The organism is Nonomuraea pusilla, assembly GCF_900109355.1.
In the GTDB taxonomy this organism is placed as follows: Bacteria; Actinomycetota; Actinomycetes; order Streptosporangiales; family Streptosporangiaceae; genus Nonomuraea; species Nonomuraea pusilla.
The window spans coordinates 18683-40260 of record NZ_FOBF01000021.1 but is presented as its reverse complement, the minus strand read 5'-3'; the positions used below and the strand labels follow the sequence as shown (position 1 = coordinate 40260).

The window sequence follows — 21578 nt, the reverse complement described above, 5'->3', positions numbered from 1 at the left end:
GGCGTACGCTCGTCGTGCCGCAGGCGTTTCGCCGTGCGGCACTGAGCGGTCAGGCGGCGCAGGTGTCGTGGGTCGCGTCGAAGCCCTTCAGCGCCTCTGAGTCGTCGGCGCGCAGGGGCTTGAGGCCCTTCCAGTCGTCGCCGATCACCAGGATCAGGTGGTTGGTCTGCGCCGACCCCACCAGCCTCGGGGTGGCCGCGAGGAGGTCCTTGGTCAGGGTGGGGACCCGGGTCTCGCCGTTCGGGCCGTACAGGACGGTCGTCCTGGCCACCGGCTTGCTCGACGAGTCGCCGATCCTGGTGATGTGGTAGCCGCGCTGCTCCAGGAAGGCCGCGACCTGCGTGCCGAGGCCGGAGCGGTACGTCCCGTTGCGCAGCTCCACCTGGATCTTCGACCTGGCCACCTTGGTCTGGCCGCCCTTGACGCCCTGCAGGCTCTCGTCCTTGGCGACGATCTGGAAGAGCCTGCCGGCCTGCGGCTGCACCCACTCGACGCGGCCCGGCTGGGTGAGCGAGTAGTGCCACGGCGTGGTGATGAAGCGGATCTGGCCCGCGTTCAGCCCCTTCAGGCTGGTGGCGAGGTCCTTCATCACGCCGGGCGTCAGGCCCGAGTCGGTGGTGAGCGACTTGGTGCCCGCGTCGAGGAGGCCGAAGACCTTGATCGGGTCGCTGAGCGTCTCGCCGCTCATCACCTTCTTGAGCATGGAGGCGATGAACATCTGCTGCCGCTGGATGCGCCCGATGTCGGAGCCGTCGCCGAGGCTGTAGCGGGCGCGCACGTAGCCGAGCGCCTGCTCGCCGGTGAGGGTCTGGCGGCCGGCGGGCAGGTGCAGCAGCGCCTTGGTGTCGTCGATCGGCTGGGGCAGGCAGACCTCGACGCCGCCCACCGCGTTCACCATGCTCTTGAAGCCGGTGAAGTCGACCTTCACGAAGTGGTCGATGTGGATGTGGGTGAGCGACTCGATCGTCTTCCAGGTGCAGCCGATGCCGCCGGAGTTGAACGACTCGTTGATCATGCCGAGGTGCGGCTGCTGGCCGGGGAGCTTGCCCGTGGCCCGGCACGCCGGGAGCTGCACCAGCGAGTCGCGCGGGAAGCTGATGACCATCGCGTTGTCGCGCTTGGACGACACGTGCGCCAGCATGATCGTGTCGGTGCGCTCGCCCGCGATGCGGTGGCCGTACCTGGCGTTCTTGCCGTTGCGCTGGTCGGAGCCGACGATCAGGACGTTCATCGCCGAGGTGGCGACCTTGGGCGGGCGGGTCGCGCCCAGGTCGTCCTGCGTGATGTCGACGTGCTTGACGTTGCCCGTCAGCTTGGCGCCGACGGCGACGGCGAGGCCCACCACGAGGAGGACGACGGCCAGGACGATCGCGATCGTCCACCGCAGCCAGCGGCGGCCCCGCCGGGCGGGTGGTTTGCGCGCGGGCGAGGGCGTGTCGAGAAGACCGCTGCTCACGTGACTCCAGGGGGACGGGGGCCTAGGGCCGCCGCCCATGGCCAAGAGCCTCGCCGTACAGATCTCGGCCGGTTGGACGAGCCCGAGTTTGACGCGCTCCCCAGCTTAAGGCCGGGGATTCAGCCCATGCCGCGTCATGCGGCACCTCTGAGGCTTCCTGCTTCCTCGCGCTGTGCCGGGGCAGGCCCCGATCTTACCCGCGCTCCACAGGCGTTTAGCCTGTCCGCCCGTCCGGCGGCCAGGATGTTCTTCGCCGCGTTGATGTCCCGGTCGTGGACCGTCCCGCACGGGCAGGTCCACGACCGGACGGCAAGCGGCATCGCCTCGGCGACGGCCCCGCAGCCAGAGCAGAGCTTGGAGGAGGGGAACCATCGGTCGATCTTGGCGAAGTGGCGGCCGTACCGGGCCGCCTTGTACACCAGCATTCCGATGAACTGCGACCAGCCCGCATCGTGAAGGGACTTGGCAAGGCGGGTGCGCCCCAGGCCGGACACGGCAAGGTTCTCCACGTACACCGCTTGGTTATCGCGGATGATCTGGGTGGAGAGCTTGTGTGCCCAGTCCCGGCGCGCGTCGGCCACCCTGGCATGTGCCTTGGCGACCTTGACCCTGGCCTTGCGGCGGTTCGCTGAACCTCTGTCCTTACGGGACAGTTCCTGCTGTGCCTTGCGCAGGCGTCGTTCGGCACGGCGCAGGAAACGCGGGTTCTCCACCTTCCGGCCATCGGAGGTGATGGCGAAGTGGGACAGCCCGAGGTCGATCCCCACTTCGGCGGCCGACTCCGGGAGCGGAACATCGCTGGTTTCGACCACGAAGGAGGCGAAGTACCTGCCGGCCGCGTCCTTGACCACCGTCACACTGGACGGTTCGGCGGGCAGGTCCCGCGACCAGCGCACCGGAACATCACCGATCTTCGGCAGGCGCAGCTTCCCACCGGCCGTGATGCAGAAGCGGGCGTTCTTCGTGAAACGGATCGCCTGCCGGTTGTCCTTTCGTGACCGGAAGCGGGGCGGGGCGACCTTCGCCCCCTTCCGCTTCCCCGTCAGAGAGGCGAAGAAGTTCCGGTAGGCGACATTCAGATCCGCCAGCGCCTGCTGTAACACCACGGCGGACACCTCTCCCAGCCAGGAGCGTCCCGGAGTCTTCTTCGCTTCGGTGATGACCCGCTTGGACAACTCCCCATCCGAGATGTACGGCATGCCTTGTTCCCGAGCGTCCTGTCGTGCGCGCAGCCCGTCGTTGAACACCACCCGGGCGCACCCGAACGCACGGGCCAAGGCGTGACGCTGGCCCGGCGTCGGATAGAGACGGAAGTCGTACCTGAGCTGCACACCGTGACCATAACCATGATTCATAGCCCAGTGTGGAGACATCGGAACCGGCAGGCACCGTATTCTCATCATGCACGCCCACGTGGTGTTCATGACCAAGTTCTGGCACCGGGCATTCACCGGGGCACACCTGGAACGCATGGAGCAGATCATGCAGTCCGCTTCACCGCTGGCCGGGCGGAGCACTGCGGACGAATCCGGTAGCGAGTCTCCCGGCCGCCGGAGGGGGTCACCCACCCCTCCCTCTTGGTACGACAAGTCCGGATTCGTACGCGAAGACGACGAGCTGGGCCCTGTCGCGTGCTCCGAGCTTCGTCATCGCCCTGCTGACGTGCGTCTTCGCGGTCATCGGGCTGATCACCATGTGCGCGGCGATCTCCTCGTTGGACAGGCCGCGCGCCACCAGCGCCGCCACCTCGCGCTCCCGGTTGGTGAGCAGCTCCAGCCCCTCGGGGCCGGGCGCGGGGCGGCGGGCGACGTACTCGCCGATCAGCCTCCTCGTGATCGCGGGCGACAGCAGCGCGTCGCCCCTGGCCGCGACCCGCACCCCCTGGAGCAGGTCGTCCGGCTCGGTGTCCTTGACGAGGAAGCCGCCCGCCCCGGCGCGCAGCGCGTTGAACACGTACTCGTCGAGGCCGTAGTTCGTGAGGATTACGACGTGGACGCCGCCCAGCCGCTCGTCGGCCGCGATGCGGCGGGTCGCCTCGATGCCGTCCATCACCGGCATCTGGATGTCCACGAGCGCCACGTCGGGCCGGTGTTCGAGGGCGAGCGCGACGGCCTGCTCGCCGTCGGCCGCCTCGGCCACGACCTCGATGTCGTCCTCGGCCTCCAGCAGGGCGCGGAAGCCGCCCCTGATGAGCGCCTGGTCGTCGGCCAGCAGGACCCTGATCACGACGCGCCCGCCAGCGGCAGCTCGGCCCGCACGGTGAACCCGCCCTCGGGGCGCGGCTCAGCGCGCAGGCGTCCGCCGAGCTCGGCGACCCGCTCACGCATGCCGAGCAGCCCCACGCCGGGCACGGGCGGGGCGTCCGGCCTGGCCCGGCCGTCGTCGTCCACCTGCACGACCAGTTCCTCCTCGCCGTAGTCGATGCGCACCGTGGCGGACGCGCCGCCCGCGTGCCTGGAGACGTTCGTCAGCGCCTCCTGCACGATCCGGTACGCCGCCCTGTCCACCTCGGGCGGGAGCCCCTGCGGCACGCCCGAGATCGTCACCGTGGCGGGCAGGCCGGTCGAGCGGGCCCGCTCCACCAGGTCGCCGAGCCGGTCGAGACCGCTCGGGGGCGCCTTCTCCCCGGAGTCCAGGGAGTCGGGGGAGTCCCCGGTGTCCCCGGGCTCGCGCAGCACCTCCAGCGTGGCGCGCAGCTCGCGCATGGCGTCGCCGCTGGCCTCCTGGATGGCGAGCAGCGCCGCGGGCACCTCCTCACCGCGCTTGCGCGTCAGGTGCACGGCCACGCCCGCCTGCACCTTGATCACCGAGATGCTGTGGGTGAGCGAGTCGTGCAGCTCCCGCGCGATGCGCAGCCGCTCCTCGCTCGCCCGCCGCCTGGCCACCTCCTCACGCGTGCGCTCCGCCTCGGCCGCGCGCTGCTCGGCCTGCCGCAGGTAGGCGTTCCTGTGCCGGGTCACGGTCGCCGCCACCCCGGCGGCGACGAACCAGCCGACCAGCAGCGTGGTCGCCTGGACGATCTCCTGCGGCGGCCTGCCCGCGGCCGAGGTGAGGTTCACCGCGAGGCTCCCGGCCAGGAACAGCACGCTCACCGCGGCCGGAAGGACCAGGTGCCCGGCCCGCACCGCCCCGAACACCGACACGAGCACGGGGAAGGCCGCAGGAGGGCCGGGCTGGGCGTGGACGGCGTACACGAGCATGGCGGCGGCGCTGACGGCCAGGGCCGCCAGCGGGGCGCGCCGCCAGGCGACGAGCGCCAGCGAGCCGATCACGATGGCCAGGTAGTCGGCGGGGCCCGCGCCGGCCCCCGTGGCGGGCACGATCAGCGCGGACGCCGTCACCATCACGGCCACCGACGCCGCGAGCCCCGCGTCGGCGGCGAGCGGGCGCCAGTCGTGCGCAGAGGTCATTCCCGAACAGTAGATCCCTGGGCGGTCGAAATCCTCCCCTGAGGGAGGGAAACGGTACGTACTCCCGCCGTGGTACGCCCCCGGGAGCTGCTTCACGGGCGGTAGCCGCAGGAGCCTCCCGCAGCACGACGACCGGGCGACCTGCCCGGGGTCACGATGGCGACCATGAACACGACGCGAAACGGGGCCACGTGATGGCCCTCCGCTACGTCTCCCCGGTGCGCCCGCAGGAGGCGACCGGGCTGGTCGCAGAGGTGTACGCGCAGCTCTCACGAGACTTCGGCATGGCCCGCATGGCGGTCTTCCTGACGATGTCGCCCGCCCAGGACGTGCTGGCCGCGACGTGGGCGATGCTGCGCGAGTCGCTGCTGGCGGGGAAGGCGTCCAGGACCGGCAAGGAGGTCGTCGCCCTGGGCGTCTCGATCGCGAACCGGTGCCCGTTCTGCGTCGCCGCGCACGCCACGCTCCTGCACGCCACCGGAGACCACGACCTGGCCGAGACGATCGCCGCGGGCGGCACCCCCTCCGACCCCTGGCACGCGGACCTGCTGGCCTGGGCCGCGTCCACCAGGGCGCCGTCCACCGCCGCCCTGCCCGCCGCTCTGCCCGCTTCCGGCCTGCCGTTCCCCGACGCCGAGGCGCCCGAGTACGTCGGCACCGCGCTCGCGTTCCACTTCATCAACCGCATCGCCTCCGCGCTGCTCACCGAGAACCTGCTGCCGGGCAACCTGCAGAAGTCGCGGCTGGTGCGCAGCGCGGGCGGCAGGGCGCTGGCCCGCACGGTACGCAGGCCGCTCACGCCGGGCGCGAGCCTGCCCCTGGTCGCCCACCTGCCGGTGGGTCCCGAGCCGGTCTGGGCGGAGGGCACGCCGGTCGGGGCGGCGTACGCGGCGCTCCGTGCGGCGGGCGGCGCGGGCGGCGCGCTGCTCGGCCAGGACGCGCGCGACGTGGTGCTCGACGCGGTGGCCGCCTGGGACGGCGAGCACCCGCCCATGGGCGCCTCCTGGCTGTCGGAGCCGCTCGCGGCGCTGCCCGAGCGGGACCGCCCGGCGGCCAGGCTCGCGCTGCTCGTCGCGCTCGCGCCGTACCGGGTGACCGACGCGGACGTGGCCGCCTGGCGCGCCGCCGGTCCTGCCGTCGCCCGGGACGCCGGTCCAGGCGGAGGCACGGACGAGGACCTGGTGCGCCTGTGCGCCTTCGGCGCGGTCGCGGCCACGGAACGCGCCCAGGCCCTGCTCCACCTGACGGGACGCCCGGCCCGACCCGCGGGCGACGCGGCACCCTCGCGGACGACGGGAGGCCCGGCATGACGCCCGACCTGCGCGCCGTGGACGGCCAGGCGGCCGGTCCGGCGTTCACCCGGCGTGGCGCGCTGCGGCTGCTCGGGCTCGGCGCGCTCGCGGCGGCGGCCGTGCCCGGCTGCTCCCTGCTGGGGGGCTCGCCGCAGCCGCAGCTCCTGGCCAGCGCGGCCCCGCTGCCCAAGCCGTTCGCGGTGCCGCTGCCGATCCCGCCCGTCGCCAGGCCCGTACGCACCGAGGGCGGCACCGACGTCTACGAGCTGACCGAGCGCGCCGCCGACGTGGAGCTGCTGCCCGGCCTGCGCACCCGGATCTGGGGCTACGACGGCTCCTTCCCTGGGCCGACCATCAAGGCCCGCTCGGGACGCCCCGTCGTGGTCAAGCTGGTCAACCGGCTGCCGGAGCCGACCGTGCTGCACCTGCACGGCGGCCACACGCCCGCCCAGTCCGACGGCTACCCCACCGACCTGGTGGCGGCCGGGGCCGACCGCGAGTACGCCTTCCCGATGCGGCAGCGCGCCGCCACGCTCTGGTACCACGACCACCGGATGGACTACACGGGGCCGCAGGTGTGGCGCGGGCTGGCCGGGATGTTCATCGTCGGAGACGCCGAGGAGGAGGCGCTGCGCCTGCCGTCCGGCGACAGGGACGTGCCGCTGCTCATCTGCGACCGCTCGTTCGCCGCCGACGGGACGCTGCTCTACCCCGGCTTGGAGGGGAAGCCGGGGGTGCTGGAGGCGTACATGGGGGGTGTGCTGGGCGACGTCATCCTGGTGAACGGCGCGCCCTGGCCCGAGCTGCGGGTGGCCAGGGCGCGCTACCGGCTGCGGCTGTGCAACGGGTCGAACGCCCGCCCGTACGAGCTGGCCACCGGCCGGCCGCTGGTGCGCATCGGCACGGACGGCGGGCTGCTGGCCGCGCCGCGCACGGTGGACCAGATCAGGCTGGCCCCCGGCGAGCGCGCCGACGTGGTCGTGGACTTCTCGGCGTACAAGCTGGGGGAGCGGGTGGAGCTGCGCAACCTGGCGGCGGAGGGGGCGCAGGGCAAGGTGATGCGGTTCCTGGTGGACCGGGACGAGCCGGACGACTCGGCCGTGCCGTCGCGCCTGTCGTCGGTGGAGCGGCTCGACCCGGCCAGGGCCGCCGTGACGCGCGACTTCGAGTTCACGAGCGGCAGCCTGCACGGCGGGAGGGGCTGGCTGATCAACGGCAGGCCGTTCGACCCGGCGCGGATGGAGGCCAGGTCCCGGCTCGGCGACGTCGAGGTCTGGCGGCTGACCAGCGACGTGGCCCACCCGGTGCACCTGCACCTGTCGCCCTTCCAGGTGCTGTCGGTCAACGGCGAACGCGTCGAGGGGCCGCCGGAGTGGAAGGACACGGTGGAGCTGCGCGAAGCGCAGACCGTCGAGATCGTCACCAGGTTCACCGACTACCGGGGCAGGTACGTGCTGCACTGCCACAACCTGGAGCACGAGGACATGGCCATGATGGCGGGCTTCGAGGTGGTCTGATCAGGCGGGCGGCCGGTCGGAGCACGGCCACCCGCACATCGTCCGATCAGGTGGGCGGCAGGCAGGCGGGCGGCCGGTCGGAGCACGGCCACACGTACGCCAGGTCGTCGGGCTCGTCGCCGAACAGCGGCCGGTAGTGGGCGGGGTCCTTGCGCAGCAGGGCGGAGCGGTGGCTGCGGTGCAGGGCCTCGTCCCCGAGCCAGGGCGGCAGCTCGCGGGCGGTCCGCAGCTCGTCCTGGCCGCGGACGGCGGGTCTGCCGCAGCGTTCCGCGAGCTCGCTCGCCATGGTGGCGGCGCAGGTGTCGGCCCGCCCGGCGGACTGCCAGGTGAGGCACACCTCCAGGCCGTAGCGCACGAGCGCCTCCTCGTACCCGGCCCACATCGTCACGACGGGGTGGTGGCGCCAGCCGTAGCCGGGCACGGTGAGGGCGCGCAGGATCTGCAGCGCCTCGACGCGCTGCTTGCCCAGACGGAGGGGGTCGAGCACCCCCGCGGTCTCCCTGAAATCCGGATATGGCAGGAAAGTCTGCATGTTGTACCCCCGATGACCTACCGCTTCCCCGTACGGCGGAGGTCATGGACCGTGCGGGCGGCGGCGCTCACAATCGCCTCATGGGAGACACCTATGTGGGCGCCAGGACGCCGCGCCGGGAAGACTCCAGGCTGCTGACCGGGAAGGCGCGCTACGTCGGCAACGTCAGGCTGCCGGGCATGGCGTACGCCGTCGTCGTGCGCAGCCCGGTCGCCCACGCCAGGCTGCTGGGCTGCGACGCCAAGGCCGCGCGGGCCGCGGACGGGGTGCTCGACGTGATCGTCCCCGCCGACGCGGAAGGGCTCCGCCTGCCCTGCGTCACGCTCGCCCCCGGGCAGCGCATGACCTCCTACCCGGTGCTGGACACCGTCGTCAGGTACGTCGGGCAGCCCGTCGCCGTCGTCGTCGCCACCGGCCCGGAGGCCGCCAGGGACGCCGCCGACCTGCTCGACCTCGACCTCGAGGAGCTGCCCGCCGTCGTCGGCCCCGAGCGGGCCGTCGAACCTGACGCGCCGCTGCTGCACCCCGAGTGGGGCGCCAACACCGTCACCGACTTCGTCATCGGCGACCCCGACTGCGAGGCCGCTTTCGAGGGGGCCGCGCACGTCGTCGAGATGACGTTCCGCATCGGGCGGGTCTCGCCCCACCCGATGGAGCCGCGCGGGGTCGTCGCCTCGTACGACGACGGCGAGCTGACGATCCGCATCGCGACGCAGGCGCCGCACCACGTTCGCGAGCACGTCGCCGACGCCTTCGGGCTGCCGCACGACCGGGTGCGCGTCGTCGGCGGCGACACCGGCGGCGGGTTCGGCGGCAAGGAGCACGTCTACCCCGACGAGGTGCTCGTCTGCCTCGCCGCGATGCGGCTCGGCCGCCCGGTGAGCTGGACCGAGTCGCCCGGCGACCGGCTGGTCTCGACGCTGCCCGCCCGCGCCGCCGTCCACAGGGGCAGGCTCGCGCTGCACGCCGACGGGCGCTTCGCCGCGCTCCACGTGGACGTGCTCGGCGACCTCGGCGCCCATCCGTCGAACGTCGGCACGTCGCCGCTCGCCGTCACCGCCACCACGATCCCCGGGCCCTACCGGTTCGAGCGGGTCGCCGTGCGGCTGCGCGCCGCCGTCACCACGACCACCCCCACCGGCTCCTACCGCGGCTTCGGCCAGCCCGAGGCGACCTGGACCAGGGAACGGCTCGTCGACGAGGCCGCGAGGCGGCTCGGGCTCGACCCCGTCGAGCTGCGGCTGCGCAACATGATCGAGCCGGGCGAGCTGCCGTGCACCACGCGGATGGGGCAGACGTACGACTCGGGCGACTACCCGCGCGCCCTGCGCACGCTGCGCGACCTGGTCGCCATGAAGGACGACGTCCCCGCGAAGGACGACGGGCGCAGGCGCGGCGTCGGGTACTCCTGCCACGTCGAGAGCACCGGGCTCGGCCCGTCGATGGACATGAAGGCCATGGGCATGCTGGCGGGCGGCTACGAGACGGCCGTCCTGCGGATGGAGCAGGACGCCTCCGTCACCGTGTCGTCGGGCGTCGTCGGCATGGGGCAGGGCATCGAGACGACGCTCGCGCAGCTCGCCGCCGACCACGTCGGCGTGCCGATCGACCGGGTGCGCGTCGTCCTCGGGGACACGGGGACGTCGCCGTACTCGTCGATCGGGTCGATCGCGAGCCGCTCGCTGACGGTCGGCGGCGGCGCGGTCATCAGGGGCGCCGCCCGGCTGCGGGAGAAGCTGCTCGCCATCGCCGCGCACCGGCTGGAGGCCGCGCCAGGCGACCTGGAGCTCGACGGCTCGGAGATCAGGGTGAAGGGCGACCCGCGCTCGTCGGTGCCGCTGCGCGAGGTCGCCACGCTCGCCTGGCGCGGCTGGGACCTGCCCGGCGGCGTCGCTCCCGGCCTGGAGGAACGGGTCAGCTACGACCCCGCCGCCTGCACCTTCGCGTACGGGGCGCACGCCGCGGCCGTCGCCGTGGACCCGGAGACGGGCGCGGTCGAGCTGGAGGGCTACTGGGTGGTCAACGACTCCGGCGTGCTCGTCAACCCGTCCATCGTGGAGGGGCAGCTGCGGGGCGGCGTGACGCAGGGCATCGGCATGGCGCTCACCGAGGAGATCGTCTACTCCGACGACGGTCAGCCGATCACGGACTACCTGATCCCGACGACCAGGGAGGTCCCGGACATCGAGGTCGTCCTGCTGGAGACGCCCTCGCCGGTGACGCCGGGCGGGATGAAGGGCGTCGGCGAGTCGGGCACGATCGGCCCGCCCGCGGCCATCGGCAACGCCGTCGCCGCCGCGCTGCCCGAGCTGGCGGGGCGCGTCACCGACCTGCCCCTCACGCCGCAGGTCCTCTGGCGCTTGCGCGGGTAGCGGTCCGGCGGCCGATTGATCCGGGGCGGCCCGCCGTGCGTACACGTTTGGACAGCCGCGTCCGTTCACACCGAGGCAGGTTCTCATGCTGAACGAAAGCCGGATCCGAGCGACCACCACCAGACCGGACCGCGTGCGCGGGCAGGCGCGGCAGGGCGGGACGCGGCACGCGTGGCCGCTGCCCGCCGACGCGCGGTCCGTGCGCGAGGCGCGGGCCGTCGTCCGCCACGAGCTGTCCGGGCTCGGCCTCGCCCCGGACGTCGTGGACGACGCCGTCCTGATGGCCAGCGAGCTGGTCACCAACGCCCTCCTGTACGGGGAGCCGCCCTACGAGCTGGCGCTGCACCTCGGCGCCGAGGAGATCATGTGCGTCGTGGTGGACGCCAGCCCGCTGCCGCCTTCGCCCCTGACCCACGGCCCCGCCCACGGCCCCGCCGAGCACGCCGCCGAGCACGGGCGGGGCCTGCGCATCGTCGCCGCGCTCTCCGACGGGTTCCACGGCTTCCACCCGCAGCGCTACGTCACCCGTCCCGACCTGGTGGGCAAGGCCACCTGGTTCGCGCTGCCACGCGAGGAGCGCCGGGCGGAGGTGGTGCCGTTCAGGCGGCGGTCGTAGATCGTTTCCAGTGCCTTGCAAGTCGCCTCTGCCACGGTGGTGCCGCCCGCGTTGTGCCGGACGAGCGCATAGGTGAAGCAGAGGTGGAATTCCGAGTTCTGGGGCCGCTGGAGGTCCGCGTCCCCGGCGGGGCGCCCGTCGCCCTGGGCGGGCCGCGCCCGCGTGCGGTGCTGGCCAGGCTGCTGATCGCGCAGGGCGCGGTGGTCGCCACCGACACGCTGATCGCCGACCTGTACGGTGACGCCCCGCCCCCGAGCGCGGTGCCGACGCTGCACTCGTACGTGTCCAACCTGCGCCGCGCCGTCGAGCCCGGCCGAGGCCCCCGGACGCCGCCGCGGCTGCTGGTGGGCCGTCCGCCCGGCTACCTGCTGGCGGCGGAGGACGTCGACGCGGCGCGGTTCGCCGACCTGGTGAGCCGCGCCGAGTTCCGCGGGCCCGCCGAGGCGCTGGCCTGCCTGGACGAGGCGCTGGCGCTGTGGCGCGGCACGCCGTACGAGGAGTTCCGCGACGAGCGGTGGGCGGTCACCGAGGTGGCCCGGCTGTGCGAGCTGCGCCTGGTCGCGGTGGAGCGCCGCGCGAGGGCGCTGCTCGACCTGGGCCGTCCGCAGGCCGTCATCAACGAGCTGGAGGCGGAGACCGCGGCGAACCCGCTGCGCGAACGCCTGTGGTCGCTGCTCGCGCTCTCGCTGTACCGCACCGGGCGGCAGGCGGAGGCGCTGGCGGTGCTGCGCAGGGCGGGGCGCCTGCTCGCCGACGAGCTGGGCCTCGACCCCGGCCCCGAGCTGCGCGCGCTGGAGGAGGACATCCTCCGCCAGGTCGACACCCTCGAACCGGTCACCGACGCGGCGGTCCTTCCCGCCCCCGCGCCCCGCCCGGCGGGGGACGCGCTGCGCGGCCGCGACGAGCAGCTCGCCGAGCTGGTGGCGCTCGCCGGGCGCGACGGCCTCGCGGCCGGCACGGTCCGGGGGGAGCCGGGCATCGGCAAGACGCGGCTGCTGGAGGCGTTCGACGAGCACTGCTCCACCCGCCTGGGCCGTCTGGTGCTGTGGGGGCGCTGCCACGACGCGGAGGGCACGCCGCCGCTGTGGCCGTGGACGCAGGTGTTCGGCGCGCTCGAACAGCACTGCCCCCCGCCCGGCGGCGAGTCGGCGGCCGGCCTCCTCGACGTGGAACCGCGGGACGGCTCGCCCGACGCGCTGCTGCTGCGGAGGAACCAGGCGCTCGCCGCGTGGCTGACGGCGGCGGCCCGCGCCCAGCCGCTGGTCGTCCTCCTGGACGACCTCCAGTGGGCGGACTCCGCGTCGCTCGGCCTGCTCAGGGACCTCGTCGTGCTGACCGCCCCGCACGGCGTCCAGATCACGGTGGTGGCCGCGTTCCGCACCGGCGCCCGCGACGTGCCGAACCCGCTGCCGCGCCACGACCTGCTCCGCCTGCGCGTCGGCGGCCTCGCGCCCGACGCCGTGCGCGCCGTCGCCGCCGACATGGGGGTGAAGCTGGACACGAGGTCGGTGCTGCGCATGACCGACTGCACCGGCGGTAACCCGTTCTTCCTGCGGGAGAGCCTGAAGCTGCTCGCCGGGGCCGCCGGCGGGGACCTCGCGGGAGACCTTCCCGTGGACCGCGTGCCCGACGCGGTCACCGAGCTCGTGCGGATGCGGCTCGACGCGCTCGACGACGTCAACCGGGTGCTCGCCGTGGCCGCCGTGATCGGCAGGGAGTTCGACCCGGTGCTCGTGGCCGGGGCCGCCGGAGACGGCGCGTACGACGTGCTCGACCTCGCCGTCAAGGAGGGTCTGCTCGACACCAGGGGCAGGAAGCTGGCCTTCGCCCACGACCTGCTGCGCGAGGCCCTGGTCCGCGACCTGCCGCCGCTGCGCAAGGCCGCCGTCCACAGGGACGTGGCCGCGGCGCTGGCGGCCAGGCCCTCCGCCGACGTGGCGGTCATCGCCCACCACGCCGTGCAGGCCGGGCCCGCCGGGTACGCGGAGGCGGTCCGCTGGGCGTCTGCGGCCGCCGAGCAGGCGGAGCTGCGCCTGGCGTACGCGGAGTCGGCGACCTGGCTCGGGCACGCCGTCGAGGCCCACGACGGCGCGGGCGGCGACCCGGCCGAGCACGTGGAGCTGCTGCTGCGCCAGGTGCGGGCGCTGCTGCTCGCGGGCGACCCGATCGGGGCGCGGAACGTCAGGGCCGCCGCCATGCGGGCGGCCGATCGCGTCGGCTGCGCCTCCGACCTGCTCGTGCGCGCGCTGACCGCGCTCGACACCCCGGCCGTGTGGACGTTGCGCGACCCGTACGAGGCGGTGGAGCTGCGGCTGGTGCACCGGTTCGAGAGGGCGCTCGCCGCGCTGCCCGCCGCGGACAGCCCAGAGCGGGCGATGCTGCTGGCCGGGCTGGCGCAGGAGCTCTACGACGGCACCGGCGACCCGCGGGGCGACGAGCTGTCCGCGCAGGCCGTCGCCATGGCCAGGCGGCTGGGCGACCGGCGCCTGCTGATGCGCACCCTGAACGCCAGGCACCAGTCGCTGCCGCAGCCGCAGCGCGTCCCCGAGCTCATGGAGATCACCCGCGAGCTGCACCGGCTGTCGGAGGGCGAGCCGGGGTTCGAGCTGCTCGCCCACATGATGGACACCCACAACCGGCTGGAGCTGTTCGACGTGGAGGCGGCCGACCGGGCCGCCGCCCGCTGCGAGGCGCTGCTCGACCGGCTGCCGCTGCCGTGGCCGAGGTTCCAGCACACGCTGTGGCGGGCCAACAGGGTGGCGCTCGACGGCCGCTTCGACGACGCCGACGCCCTGTACGAGGACGCCGCCGCCCAGGCGCGGCACCTCGGCGTGTGGCACGCCGCCCAGGCGGTGACGATGGGACGCATCGGCCTGAGCTACCACCGGGGCGCGATCGCCGACGCCGGGCCGCTGATCGACGCGGTGCGCGGCGTCCACCCGACGCTCGACCACGACGCCCGTACGCTGCAGCTCTGCGCGCAGGGGCGGCTGGAGGAGGCGCGCAGGCTCAACGGCGGCCCGAGGCCCGCGCCTCCGCTGGACTGGTCGTGGCTCACCATGACGTGCCTGCGGGCCGCCGCCGTGGCCGCGCTCGGCCGGGCCCACGAGTGCCGCGCGCTGTACGCCACGCTGCTGCCGTACGAGGGGCGCGTCTCGGCGCTGTCGGCGGTGCTGTGCGCCGGGCCGGTGGACTGGTACCTGGCGCTGCTGGCGTCGGCGGCGGGCCGTCGCGAGGTGGCGCTGGGGCACCTCGCCGCGCTGGAGCGCCGGGCGGAGGCCGCCGGGCTGCGCTGGTGGCGCGACCGCGCGGCGGGCACGGCGAGCAGGTGCCCGGCGCGGCCCCGGCTCCACCTCGCCGCGGACGCCACCGGCCCCGCACGTTCCTGACACACCCCGGCTGCCCGGCGACGGCGCGCCGCCGCCTCACCACGCGCCCACCGCGGCCTGTACGACTCCCATCCCGACCGTCAGGAAGACGGATGAGTCAGGACAAAAATGGCCGACATATCGTTCAAAATGTCATCTAAGCTTCGTTGTCCCAGGCAGCGGAACTGAGGTGGGAAATGGCGCTCCGCGTCAACGTGCTCGGCCCGATCGCCGCCGAGATCGACGGGGTGGACGTCCCGCTCGGCGGCCCCCGCCAGCGGGCCGTCCTCGCCGTGCTCGTCGCCGCCCGCGGCCAGGTCGTCTCGGCCGAACGGGTGCTCGACGCCGCCTGGGGCGACGAGGACCCGCCCACCATGCCGACGCTGCACTCCTACATCGCCAGGCTGCGCAAGGCGCTCGAACCGGAACGTGCCAACAGGTCGCCGTCCGGGGTGCTGGCCCGCGTCGGCAACGGCTACACGCTGCGCGTCGACGCCGACGCCGTGGACGCGGAGCGGTTCGTCCGGCTGGTCGGGGAGGGGCGGGCGCTGCTGGAGTCGGGCGAGGCCGCCGCCGCGTCCGACGTGCTCACCGAGGCCGTCGGCCTGTGGGGCGGCCAGCCGTACGGCGAGTTCGCGGGCGTGGCGTTCGCCGTGCCGGAGATCGCCAGGCTGGAAGGGCTGTACCTGTCGGCCAGGGAGAGCCTGTTCGAGGCGCAGCTCGCGCTCGGCAGGCACGCCGCCGCCGTGCCCGAGCTGGAGAAGCTCACCGCCGAGCAGCCCATGAGCGAGCGCGGCTGGGAGCTGCTCGTCCTCGCCCTGTACCGTTCGGGACGGCAGGGCGACGCGCTCGCCGCGCTGCGTACCGCGCGCCGCGTGCTCGCCGAGGAACTGGGCATCGACCCGGGCCCCGCGCTGCGCGAGCTGGAAGCCGCCGTGCTCGCCCAGGACGACGCCCTGCGGCCGGAACCGGCGCCCCCGCCCCGTCCGACGGCGGGCAACCTGCCGTTCCCCGTCACCGGCCTCGTCGGCAGGGTCGCCGAGACCGCGCAGGTGGGCGCGCTGCTGCGCGAGCACCGCCTGGTCACGCTGGCCGGGCCCGGCGGCATCGGCAAGACCAGGCTTGCTCTGGAGGCGGCCCGCGAGCGCGGCGACGCCGACGGCCCCTGGCTGGTGGAGCTGGCAGGGCTGCGCGACCCGGCGCTGCTCGCCGACGCCATCGCGGAGGTGCTGGGCCTGTCGGGCTCCGCCACGCCGCAGCGGCTGGTGCTGGCCCTGCGCGGGCGGCGGACGCTCCTCGTGCTGGACAACTGCGAGCACCTCGTGGATGCCGTCCGCGAGGTCGTCACCGTGCTGCTGGGCGGCGCGGGCGAGCTGCGCGTGCTCGCCACCAGCAGGGAGGCGCTGGGCGTGCCCGGCGAGGCGCTGTACGAGGTGCCGCCGCTGTCCACGTCCGAGGCGGGCGAGCTGTTCGTGAGCCGCGCGCGGGCCGCGGCCCCCGGCTGGGAGCCGAGCGCGGCCGAGCTGGGGCAGGTCGGGCGGCTGTGCGCCGGGCTCGACGGGCTGCCCCTGGCCGTGGAGCTGGCCGCCGGGCAGTGCCGCGTGCTGTCGGTCGAGCAGATCCTCGCCTCCATGGACGACAGGTTCTCCGTCCTCGCCGCCGGGCACCGGACCATGGCGCGTACCGTCGAGTGGAGCTACGACCTGCTCGCCGCGCCGGAGCGCGAGCTGTTCCACCGGCTCAGCGTCTTCGCGGGCGGCTTCGACCTGGACGCGGCCTCGGCCGTGTGCGGGCGGCCGGTGCTGGAGGGCGTCGCCGCGCTGGTGCGCAAGTCGCTCCTCTCCGTCGAGCCCGGCACGTCGCCGCGCCGCTACCGGATGCTGGAGACCCTGAAGGAGTTCGCCCGCGCCAGGCAGGACGCCGCCGCGCTGGCGTCCGCGCAGGAGGCCCACCGCTCCTGGGTGCTCGCCAGGGCCGAGGCCGCAGAGGCCAGGCTGCGCGGCGAGCAGGCGGTCCCCGCGATGGACCTGCTCATCGCCGACCAGGCCGAGCACCGCGCGGCCTTCACCTCCGCCCTGCTCGCGGGCGACGGCGAGTACGCGCTGCGGCTGGGCGGAGCGCTGTCGTGGTTCTGGTACCGCAGGGGGCACGTCGCCGAGGGGCTGGCCTGCCTGTCCGCCGCCATGGACCTGTCGCCGGACGCGCCTCCCGCGGTGCGGTCGCGGCCGCTGATCGGCATGGCCGGGCTGCACTACCTGGTCGGCGACTTCGCCGCGGCGCACGAGCGCGCCCGGCAGGCGGCCGAGGTGGCGCGGGCCGCGGGCGACCTGGTCGCGGAGGCGCAGGGCATCACGTACGGCGCGCTGTTCGGCGGCATCCGCGGCGTGCCGAACGCGGTGGCGGACGTGCGGGCCGCGCTGGACCTCGCCAGGGTGGCGGGCATGGGCTGGCTGGAGGCCGAGGCGCTGATGAGCCTCGGCATGCTGCTGATGTTCGCGGGCCAGGTCGAGGCGGCCAGGGAGCCGCTGATCGAGTCGATCGAGGTGGCCACGGCCCACGCGCACACGTTCGTGCTGGGGTCGTCCACCTGGCTGATGATGAAGATCGACCTGCGGCTGGGGCGCGCGGACCGCGTGATCGCCAAGGCCGCGCCGACCCTGCGCCGCGTCCACGAGGACAGGGACATCACGTCCTGGCTGGTCATCGCCCACACCGTGGCGGCGGCGCTGGCGCTCACCGGCTCGCCGCGCGACGGCGCGCGCCTGCTCGGCGCGGTGGAGGCCAACGCCACGAGGATCGGCTTCTCGCCCGTCGAGATGGACCCTCTGGAGGCCCCGGCCCGGGTGGAGGCGGTGCACCGCGCGCTGCCGCCCGAGGAGCTGTCGGCGTGCCTGCGCGAGGGCTCCTCGATGTCCTTCCCGCAGGTGCACGCGCTGCTCGACCGGCTGCTGGTCCACTGACGCCCCTTCCGCCGCCCCGGTGGGAGGCCGCCAGGCCCCGCGTTCCGCTCGCCCCGGCGGGAGGCCGCCCGGTCCCGCCCCCGCCTCCGGCGCGCCGGGCTCCCGCCCCGCGCCGGCCGCACCGGACGGGGTGGTGTGGATAATCGCAGCATGGCGTCTGAGGGCCGGTTAGCGGGCGAGCGGCGGGTGTGGGCGTTCTTCGGCCTGGTGTTCCTGCTCGGCGTGCCGTTCTGGGTGGCCGGCGCGTCCGGGGGGAAGCTGCCGCTGCTGCCGATGGACTTACCCGTGGCGGCGCTCATGTTCCCGTCCCCGCTGATCGCCGCCGTGATCATGGCACGGTGGCGCGAGGGTCGCGGCGCCGTCGGCGGGCTGCTGCGGCGCTCGCTCGCGCCGCGCGGCCTGCGCGAGCCCCGCGCCCTCCTGGCGAGCCTGCTGACGTCGCCTGCCGTCTCGCTGGCCGCGTCCGGGCTGGTCGCCCTCGCGGGGATGCCCGTCCCCGGCGAGCACGGCGCTCTCGCCGCCGCGCTGCCGCTGCTCGCGGTGTACCTGGTCGCGGCGTTCTGCGAGGAGGCCGGCTGGATGGGGTACGCCGTCGAGCCGCTGCGCGCCCGCCGGGGCGCCCTGGCCGCCGGGCTGGTCATCGGCGTGGTGTGGGCGCTCTGGCACCTCGTGCCGCTGTTCCAGGCCGGCCGCTCCCCGGCGTGGATCGCCTGGTGGTTCGTCGCCACCGTCGCCATCAGGGTCGTCATGGTCTGCCTGTACGAGCGCGCGGGCGGCAGCGTGCCGTCGGCGGTCGCCGTGCACGCCACGCTGAACACCGTGCAGTCGCTGCTGCCCGGCTACACCACGCAGGCCGTGCTCATGGCCACGCAGGCGGTGCTCACCGCGCTGCTCGCCGTCGCCCTGCTGCTGACGGCGCCGCGCGGGGCGAGGGCCTGAGCCCCGCGCCCCGCGCCCGGGAGGCGGCGCCCCCGCCGGTCAGGAGCGCCGCCCGCGCCCGGGAGGCGGCGCCCCCGCCGGTCAGGAGCGTCGCCCGCGCCCGGGAGGCGGCGCTCCCGCCGGTCAGGAGCGCCGTGCCGGTCAGCCCCTGGCGGCGTCCAGCAGACCCTGGATCTCGATCTTCTTCATGCCGAGCATGGCCCGCGTGACGCGCCCCGCCCTGGCCCGGTCGGGGTCGCTCATCAGCTCGCCCAGCACCCTCGGGACGATCTGCCACGACAGCCCGTACCTGTCCTTGAGCCAGCCGCACTGCGACTCCTCGCCGCCCTCGGTCAGCCTGGCCCACAGCTCGTCCACCTCCTCCTGCGACTCGCAGTCGACGTACAGCGAGACCGCCTCGGTGAAGCGGAAGTGCGGGCCGCCGTTGAGCGCCAGGAAACGCTGCCCGGCCAGCTCGAACGTCACGAGCATCGCCGTGCCCTCCGGCCCGGGGCCCGCCTCGCCGTGGCGCTGCACGTCCACGACGCGGGAGTCGGCGAACAGCGAGGTGTAGAACTCGGCGGCCTCCTCGGCCTGGCTGTCGAACCACAGGAACGTCGTGATCTTCTGCATGGATCCCTCCGCGTGCCGGTCTTCCTTCACGGTCACCAACGCGTCGAACACGGGACCCCAGGATCGACACGGGCGGCGAAGATTTTCTCCTCTCGTTCCCCGAACCTGGCTGAGCAGCCATAATCCAGGCGTGGCGGCCCTATCGAGGCGATCCCTCCTCCTGCTCGGCGGCGTCGCGGCGGCGGGGACGCTCGGCGCGCTGCTGCCCGCGCGGCCCGCGTACACGCCCGACGACTCCTTCGTCCGGCTGCGCGCGCGGTGGCTGGAGGCGACGGCCGGGTCCGGCTTCGACCCGGCGGCGGAGCCGTACCGGACGATGCTGCGGACGCTGGGAGAGCGGGCGGCGCGGCACCGCGACGCGATGGCGCCGTCCGACGGCTCGCTCTGGCCCGGCCGGCCGTTCCCGTCGTTCGGCGTCACCCCGGGCAGGCTCCAGACGATGGCCCGCGCGTACGCGCTGCCCGGCACGGGCCTCACCGGTGACGCCGGTCTTGCCGGAGCGGTCGCCGCGGGCGTGGACCACTACCGGGCCCGCGTGTACGCCGCGAGCGCCCGCCAGACGGGCAACTGGTGGCCGTGGCAGATCGGCGTGCCGAAGGCGCTGCTGGACGCGGCCCTGCTGGTCGGCCCGCACCTGGGCGAGCGGCGGAGCAGGGCGCTGGCCGACGCCGTGGACCACTTCGTCCCTGAACGCCGGCTCGCCTTCTACCGGGGCACCAGCACCGGCGCCAACCGGGTGGACCTGTGCACGGTGCGGCTGCTGCTGGCCGCGCTGCGCTCCGACCACGAGGGGGCGCGGCGCGCGGCCTCGGCGCTCGCCCCGGTGTTCCCGCTGGTGCGGGAGGGCGACGGGTTCTACGCCGACGGCTCGTTCATCCAGCACACGCACGTGCCGTACCAGGGGACGTACGGCGCCGTGCTGCTGGGCGGTCTGGCGGCGCTGCTCGCGGTGCTGCGCGGCTCCCCCTGGGAGGTCGAGGCGCCACCCGGCTTCCACGAGATGGTCGAGCGGTCGTTCACGCCGTTCGTCCACGACGGGCTCTGCATGGACGCGGTGAGCGGCAGAGCCGTCGGCAGGCAGCCGTACGGCGACCACGCGAGGGGGCGGGCCATCGCCTCCGCCCTCCTGCTGCTGGCCGAGTCGGCCTCGGCGGAGCGGCGGTCGCGCTGGCACGGCCTGGTGAAGGGGTGGGCGCTGCGTGACGCCGCCCGGCCGATGCTCGACCACGCCGACCTGGCGCTGCACGCCCGCCTGGCCCCGGTCGTGGCCGACGACGCCGTGCCCGCTCTGGACGAGCCGCGCGGGCACCGGCTGATGCCGATGAGCGCGCGGGCGGTGCACCGCGGGCCCGGCTGGTGCGCGGCGCTCAGCATGGCGTCGCACCGGGTGGCGCACTACGAGCACGGCAACGGCGAGAACCGGCGCGGCTGGCACACCGGCGCGGGCATGCTGCAGTGGTGGGCGGGGGGCCACGGCGACCAGTACTCCGACGGGTTCTGGCGGACCGCCGACCCGTACCGGCTGCCCGGCACGACGGTCTCGACGCGCCGCCTGCCGGACGGCGCGGGGGAGGCGTGGGGCGGCTCCTGCCCGCCGGCCCGCTGGGTGGGCGGCACGACCGACGGCAGGTACGCCGCCGTCGGCCAGCACCTGTACGGGCTGGGCAGCACGCTGGAGGCGCTCAGGTCGTGGTTCTTCCTCGACGACGCGGTGGTGTGCCTGGGCGCGGGCATCACCTGCGCGGACGGGGTGCCGGTCGAGACCGTCGTGGACAACCGCAGGACGGACGCCGCGCTCTCCGTGGGGCCGGGCTGGGCGCACCTGGAGGGCCACGGCGGCTACCTGGTGCCCGGCGGCGGACTGCGTACCCTGCGCGAGCACCGCCCAGGGGCAGGGGAGGACGGGCAGGCGGGGGAGGGCGGCCAGGCGGGGCGCGCGACGGAGGGCGGCGGGACAGGGCGCGCGACGGAGGGCGGCGGGACGGCGCGTGCGGGCGCGGCCGGTGGCGGCCGTGACCACGTCACCCTCTGGCTCGACCACGGCGTGGACCCCGGCTCGGCGTCCTACCTCTACGTGCTGCTCCCGGGCGCGACCCTGGACGAGACGCGCGCCCGCGCCGCCGGTCAGGCCGGCGTCCTGCCGCTCGCCAACACCGCCGGACGGCAGGGCGTCGCGGTGCCGTCGCTCGGGCTGACGGCCGTGAACTTCTGGCGCGGCGGCGCCGCCGGCCCGCTGACGGCGTCGGCGCCCTGCTCGGTGCTGGTCAGGGAGCGCGGTGACGGCACGGCCGCCGTGACCGTGTCGGATCCGCGCGAGGACCTGGACAGCCTCGTCGTGACGTGGAACCGCCCGGTGTCGGGCCTGGTCGAGGGGCATCCGCTGCTGATGGGCGCGACCGCGGGCGACCGGCTGGCGCTCGCCTTCGGGCCGCTCGCCGACCGGCAGGGCGCGTCGCTGACGGTCACGGTGAGCCTCGGCCCCGACCGGCTCCACCTGAGCTGAC

General features: G+C 74.7%; 14 protein-coding genes. 8 read left to right on the top strand and 6 right to left on the bottom strand.

All coding sequences use genetic code 11. The annotated features are described in order from the left end of the window. Nucleotides 1–49: 49 nt before the first annotated feature. The 4 genes from BMX74_RS33170 to BMX74_RS33155 form a co-directional block, all read right to left on the bottom strand. A complete protein-coding gene (locus BMX74_RS33170; protein WP_082535598.1) occupies nucleotides 50–1456 on the bottom strand; it encodes an LCP family protein in 1407 nt (468 codons plus the stop codon). 134 nt (nucleotides 1457–1590) lie between these two features. Further along, nucleotides 1591–2787, bottom strand: coding sequence for an RNA-guided endonuclease InsQ/TnpB family protein (locus BMX74_RS33165; protein ID WP_143078851.1), 1197 nt, complete (start codon nucleotides 2785–2787; stop codon nucleotides 1591–1593). A 229-nt stretch (nucleotides 2788–3016) separates the two neighbouring features. Further along, nucleotides 3017–3682 carry a response regulator gene (locus BMX74_RS33160; protein ID WP_055508878.1) on the bottom strand — a complete coding sequence of 222 codons (666 nt, stop codon included), beginning with the start codon at nucleotides 3680–3682 and terminating at the stop codon, nucleotides 3017–3019. Beyond that, nucleotides 3679–4866 carry a sensor histidine kinase gene (locus tag BMX74_RS33155; protein WP_055508876.1) on the bottom strand — a complete coding sequence of 396 codons (1188 nt, stop codon included), beginning with the start codon at nucleotides 4864–4866 and terminating at the stop codon, nucleotides 3679–3681. The genes BMX74_RS33160 and BMX74_RS33155 overlap by 4 nt, the downstream gene beginning before the upstream one ends. A 194-nt stretch (nucleotides 4867–5060) precedes the next feature. Here BMX74_RS33155 and BMX74_RS33150 point away from each other — a divergent pair, with 194 nt between their 5' ends. Together BMX74_RS33150 and BMX74_RS33145 are read left to right on the top strand one after the other, a co-directional pair. Continuing rightward, nucleotides 5061–6176 carry a carboxymuconolactone decarboxylase family protein gene (locus tag BMX74_RS33150; protein WP_091104521.1) on the top strand — a complete coding sequence of 372 codons (1116 nt, stop codon included), beginning with the start codon at nucleotides 5061–5063 and terminating at the stop codon, nucleotides 6174–6176. Beyond that, entirely contained in the window at nucleotides 6173–7675 is a 1503-nt protein-coding gene (locus tag BMX74_RS33145) for a multicopper oxidase family protein (protein WP_055508872.1), read from the top strand. Before BMX74_RS33150 ends, BMX74_RS33145 begins: the two co-directional genes overlap by 4 nt. Nucleotides 7676–7721: 46 nt before the next feature. On the opposite strand, the gene BMX74_RS33140 is transcribed toward BMX74_RS33145, so the two are convergent. Further along, complete coding sequence (locus BMX74_RS33140) at nucleotides 7722–8207, bottom strand: MSMEG_6728 family protein (protein WP_091104519.1); 486 nt, start codon at nucleotides 8205–8207, stop codon at nucleotides 7722–7724. 80 nt (nucleotides 8208–8287) lie between these two features. On the opposite strand from BMX74_RS33140, the gene BMX74_RS33135 reads away from it, so the two are divergent. The 5 genes from BMX74_RS33135 (at nucleotide 8288) to BMX74_RS33115 (ending at nucleotide 18462) form a co-directional block, all read left to right on the top strand. Next, nucleotides 8288–10579 (top strand): xanthine dehydrogenase family protein molybdopterin-binding subunit, encoded by a 2292-nt coding sequence (locus BMX74_RS33135; protein WP_091104518.1) that lies wholly within the window; start codon nucleotides 8288–8290, stop codon nucleotides 10577–10579. A gap of 85 nt (nucleotides 10580–10664) precedes the next feature. Further along, nucleotides 10665–11195 (top strand): ATP-binding protein, encoded by a 531-nt coding sequence (locus tag BMX74_RS33130; protein WP_091104516.1) that lies wholly within the window; start codon nucleotides 10665–10667, stop codon nucleotides 11193–11195. 83 nt (nucleotides 11196–11278) lie between these two features. Then, on the top strand, nucleotides 11279–14584 hold the full coding sequence (locus BMX74_RS33125) for an ATP-binding protein (protein ID WP_177227607.1): 3306 nt from the start codon (nucleotides 11279–11281) through the stop codon (nucleotides 14582–14584). Between the two features lie 176 nt (nucleotides 14585–14760). Next, nucleotides 14761–17523: an AfsR/SARP family transcriptional regulator gene (locus BMX74_RS33120; protein ID WP_055508864.1), complete on the top strand. Its 2763-nt coding sequence runs from the start codon at nucleotides 14761–14763 to the stop codon at nucleotides 17521–17523. 150 nt (nucleotides 17524–17673) lie between these two features. Next, a complete protein-coding gene (locus BMX74_RS33115) occupies nucleotides 17674–18462 on the top strand; it encodes a CPBP family intramembrane glutamic endopeptidase (RefSeq protein WP_091104513.1) in 789 nt (262 codons plus the stop codon). Between the two features lie 141 nt (nucleotides 18463–18603). On the opposite strand, the gene BMX74_RS33110 is transcribed toward BMX74_RS33115, so the two are convergent. Then, a complete protein-coding gene (locus tag BMX74_RS33110) occupies nucleotides 18604–19074 on the bottom strand; it encodes a VOC family protein (RefSeq protein WP_091104511.1) in 471 nt (156 codons plus the stop codon). A gap of 130 nt (nucleotides 19075–19204) precedes the next feature. Here BMX74_RS33110 and BMX74_RS33105 point away from each other — a divergent pair, with 130 nt between their 5' ends. Beyond that, on the top strand, nucleotides 19205–21577 hold the full coding sequence (locus BMX74_RS33105) for a polysaccharide lyase 8 family protein (RefSeq protein ID WP_177227606.1): 2373 nt from the start codon (nucleotides 19205–19207) through the stop codon (nucleotides 21575–21577). The last annotated feature ends 1 nt before the right edge of the window (nucleotide 21578 follow it).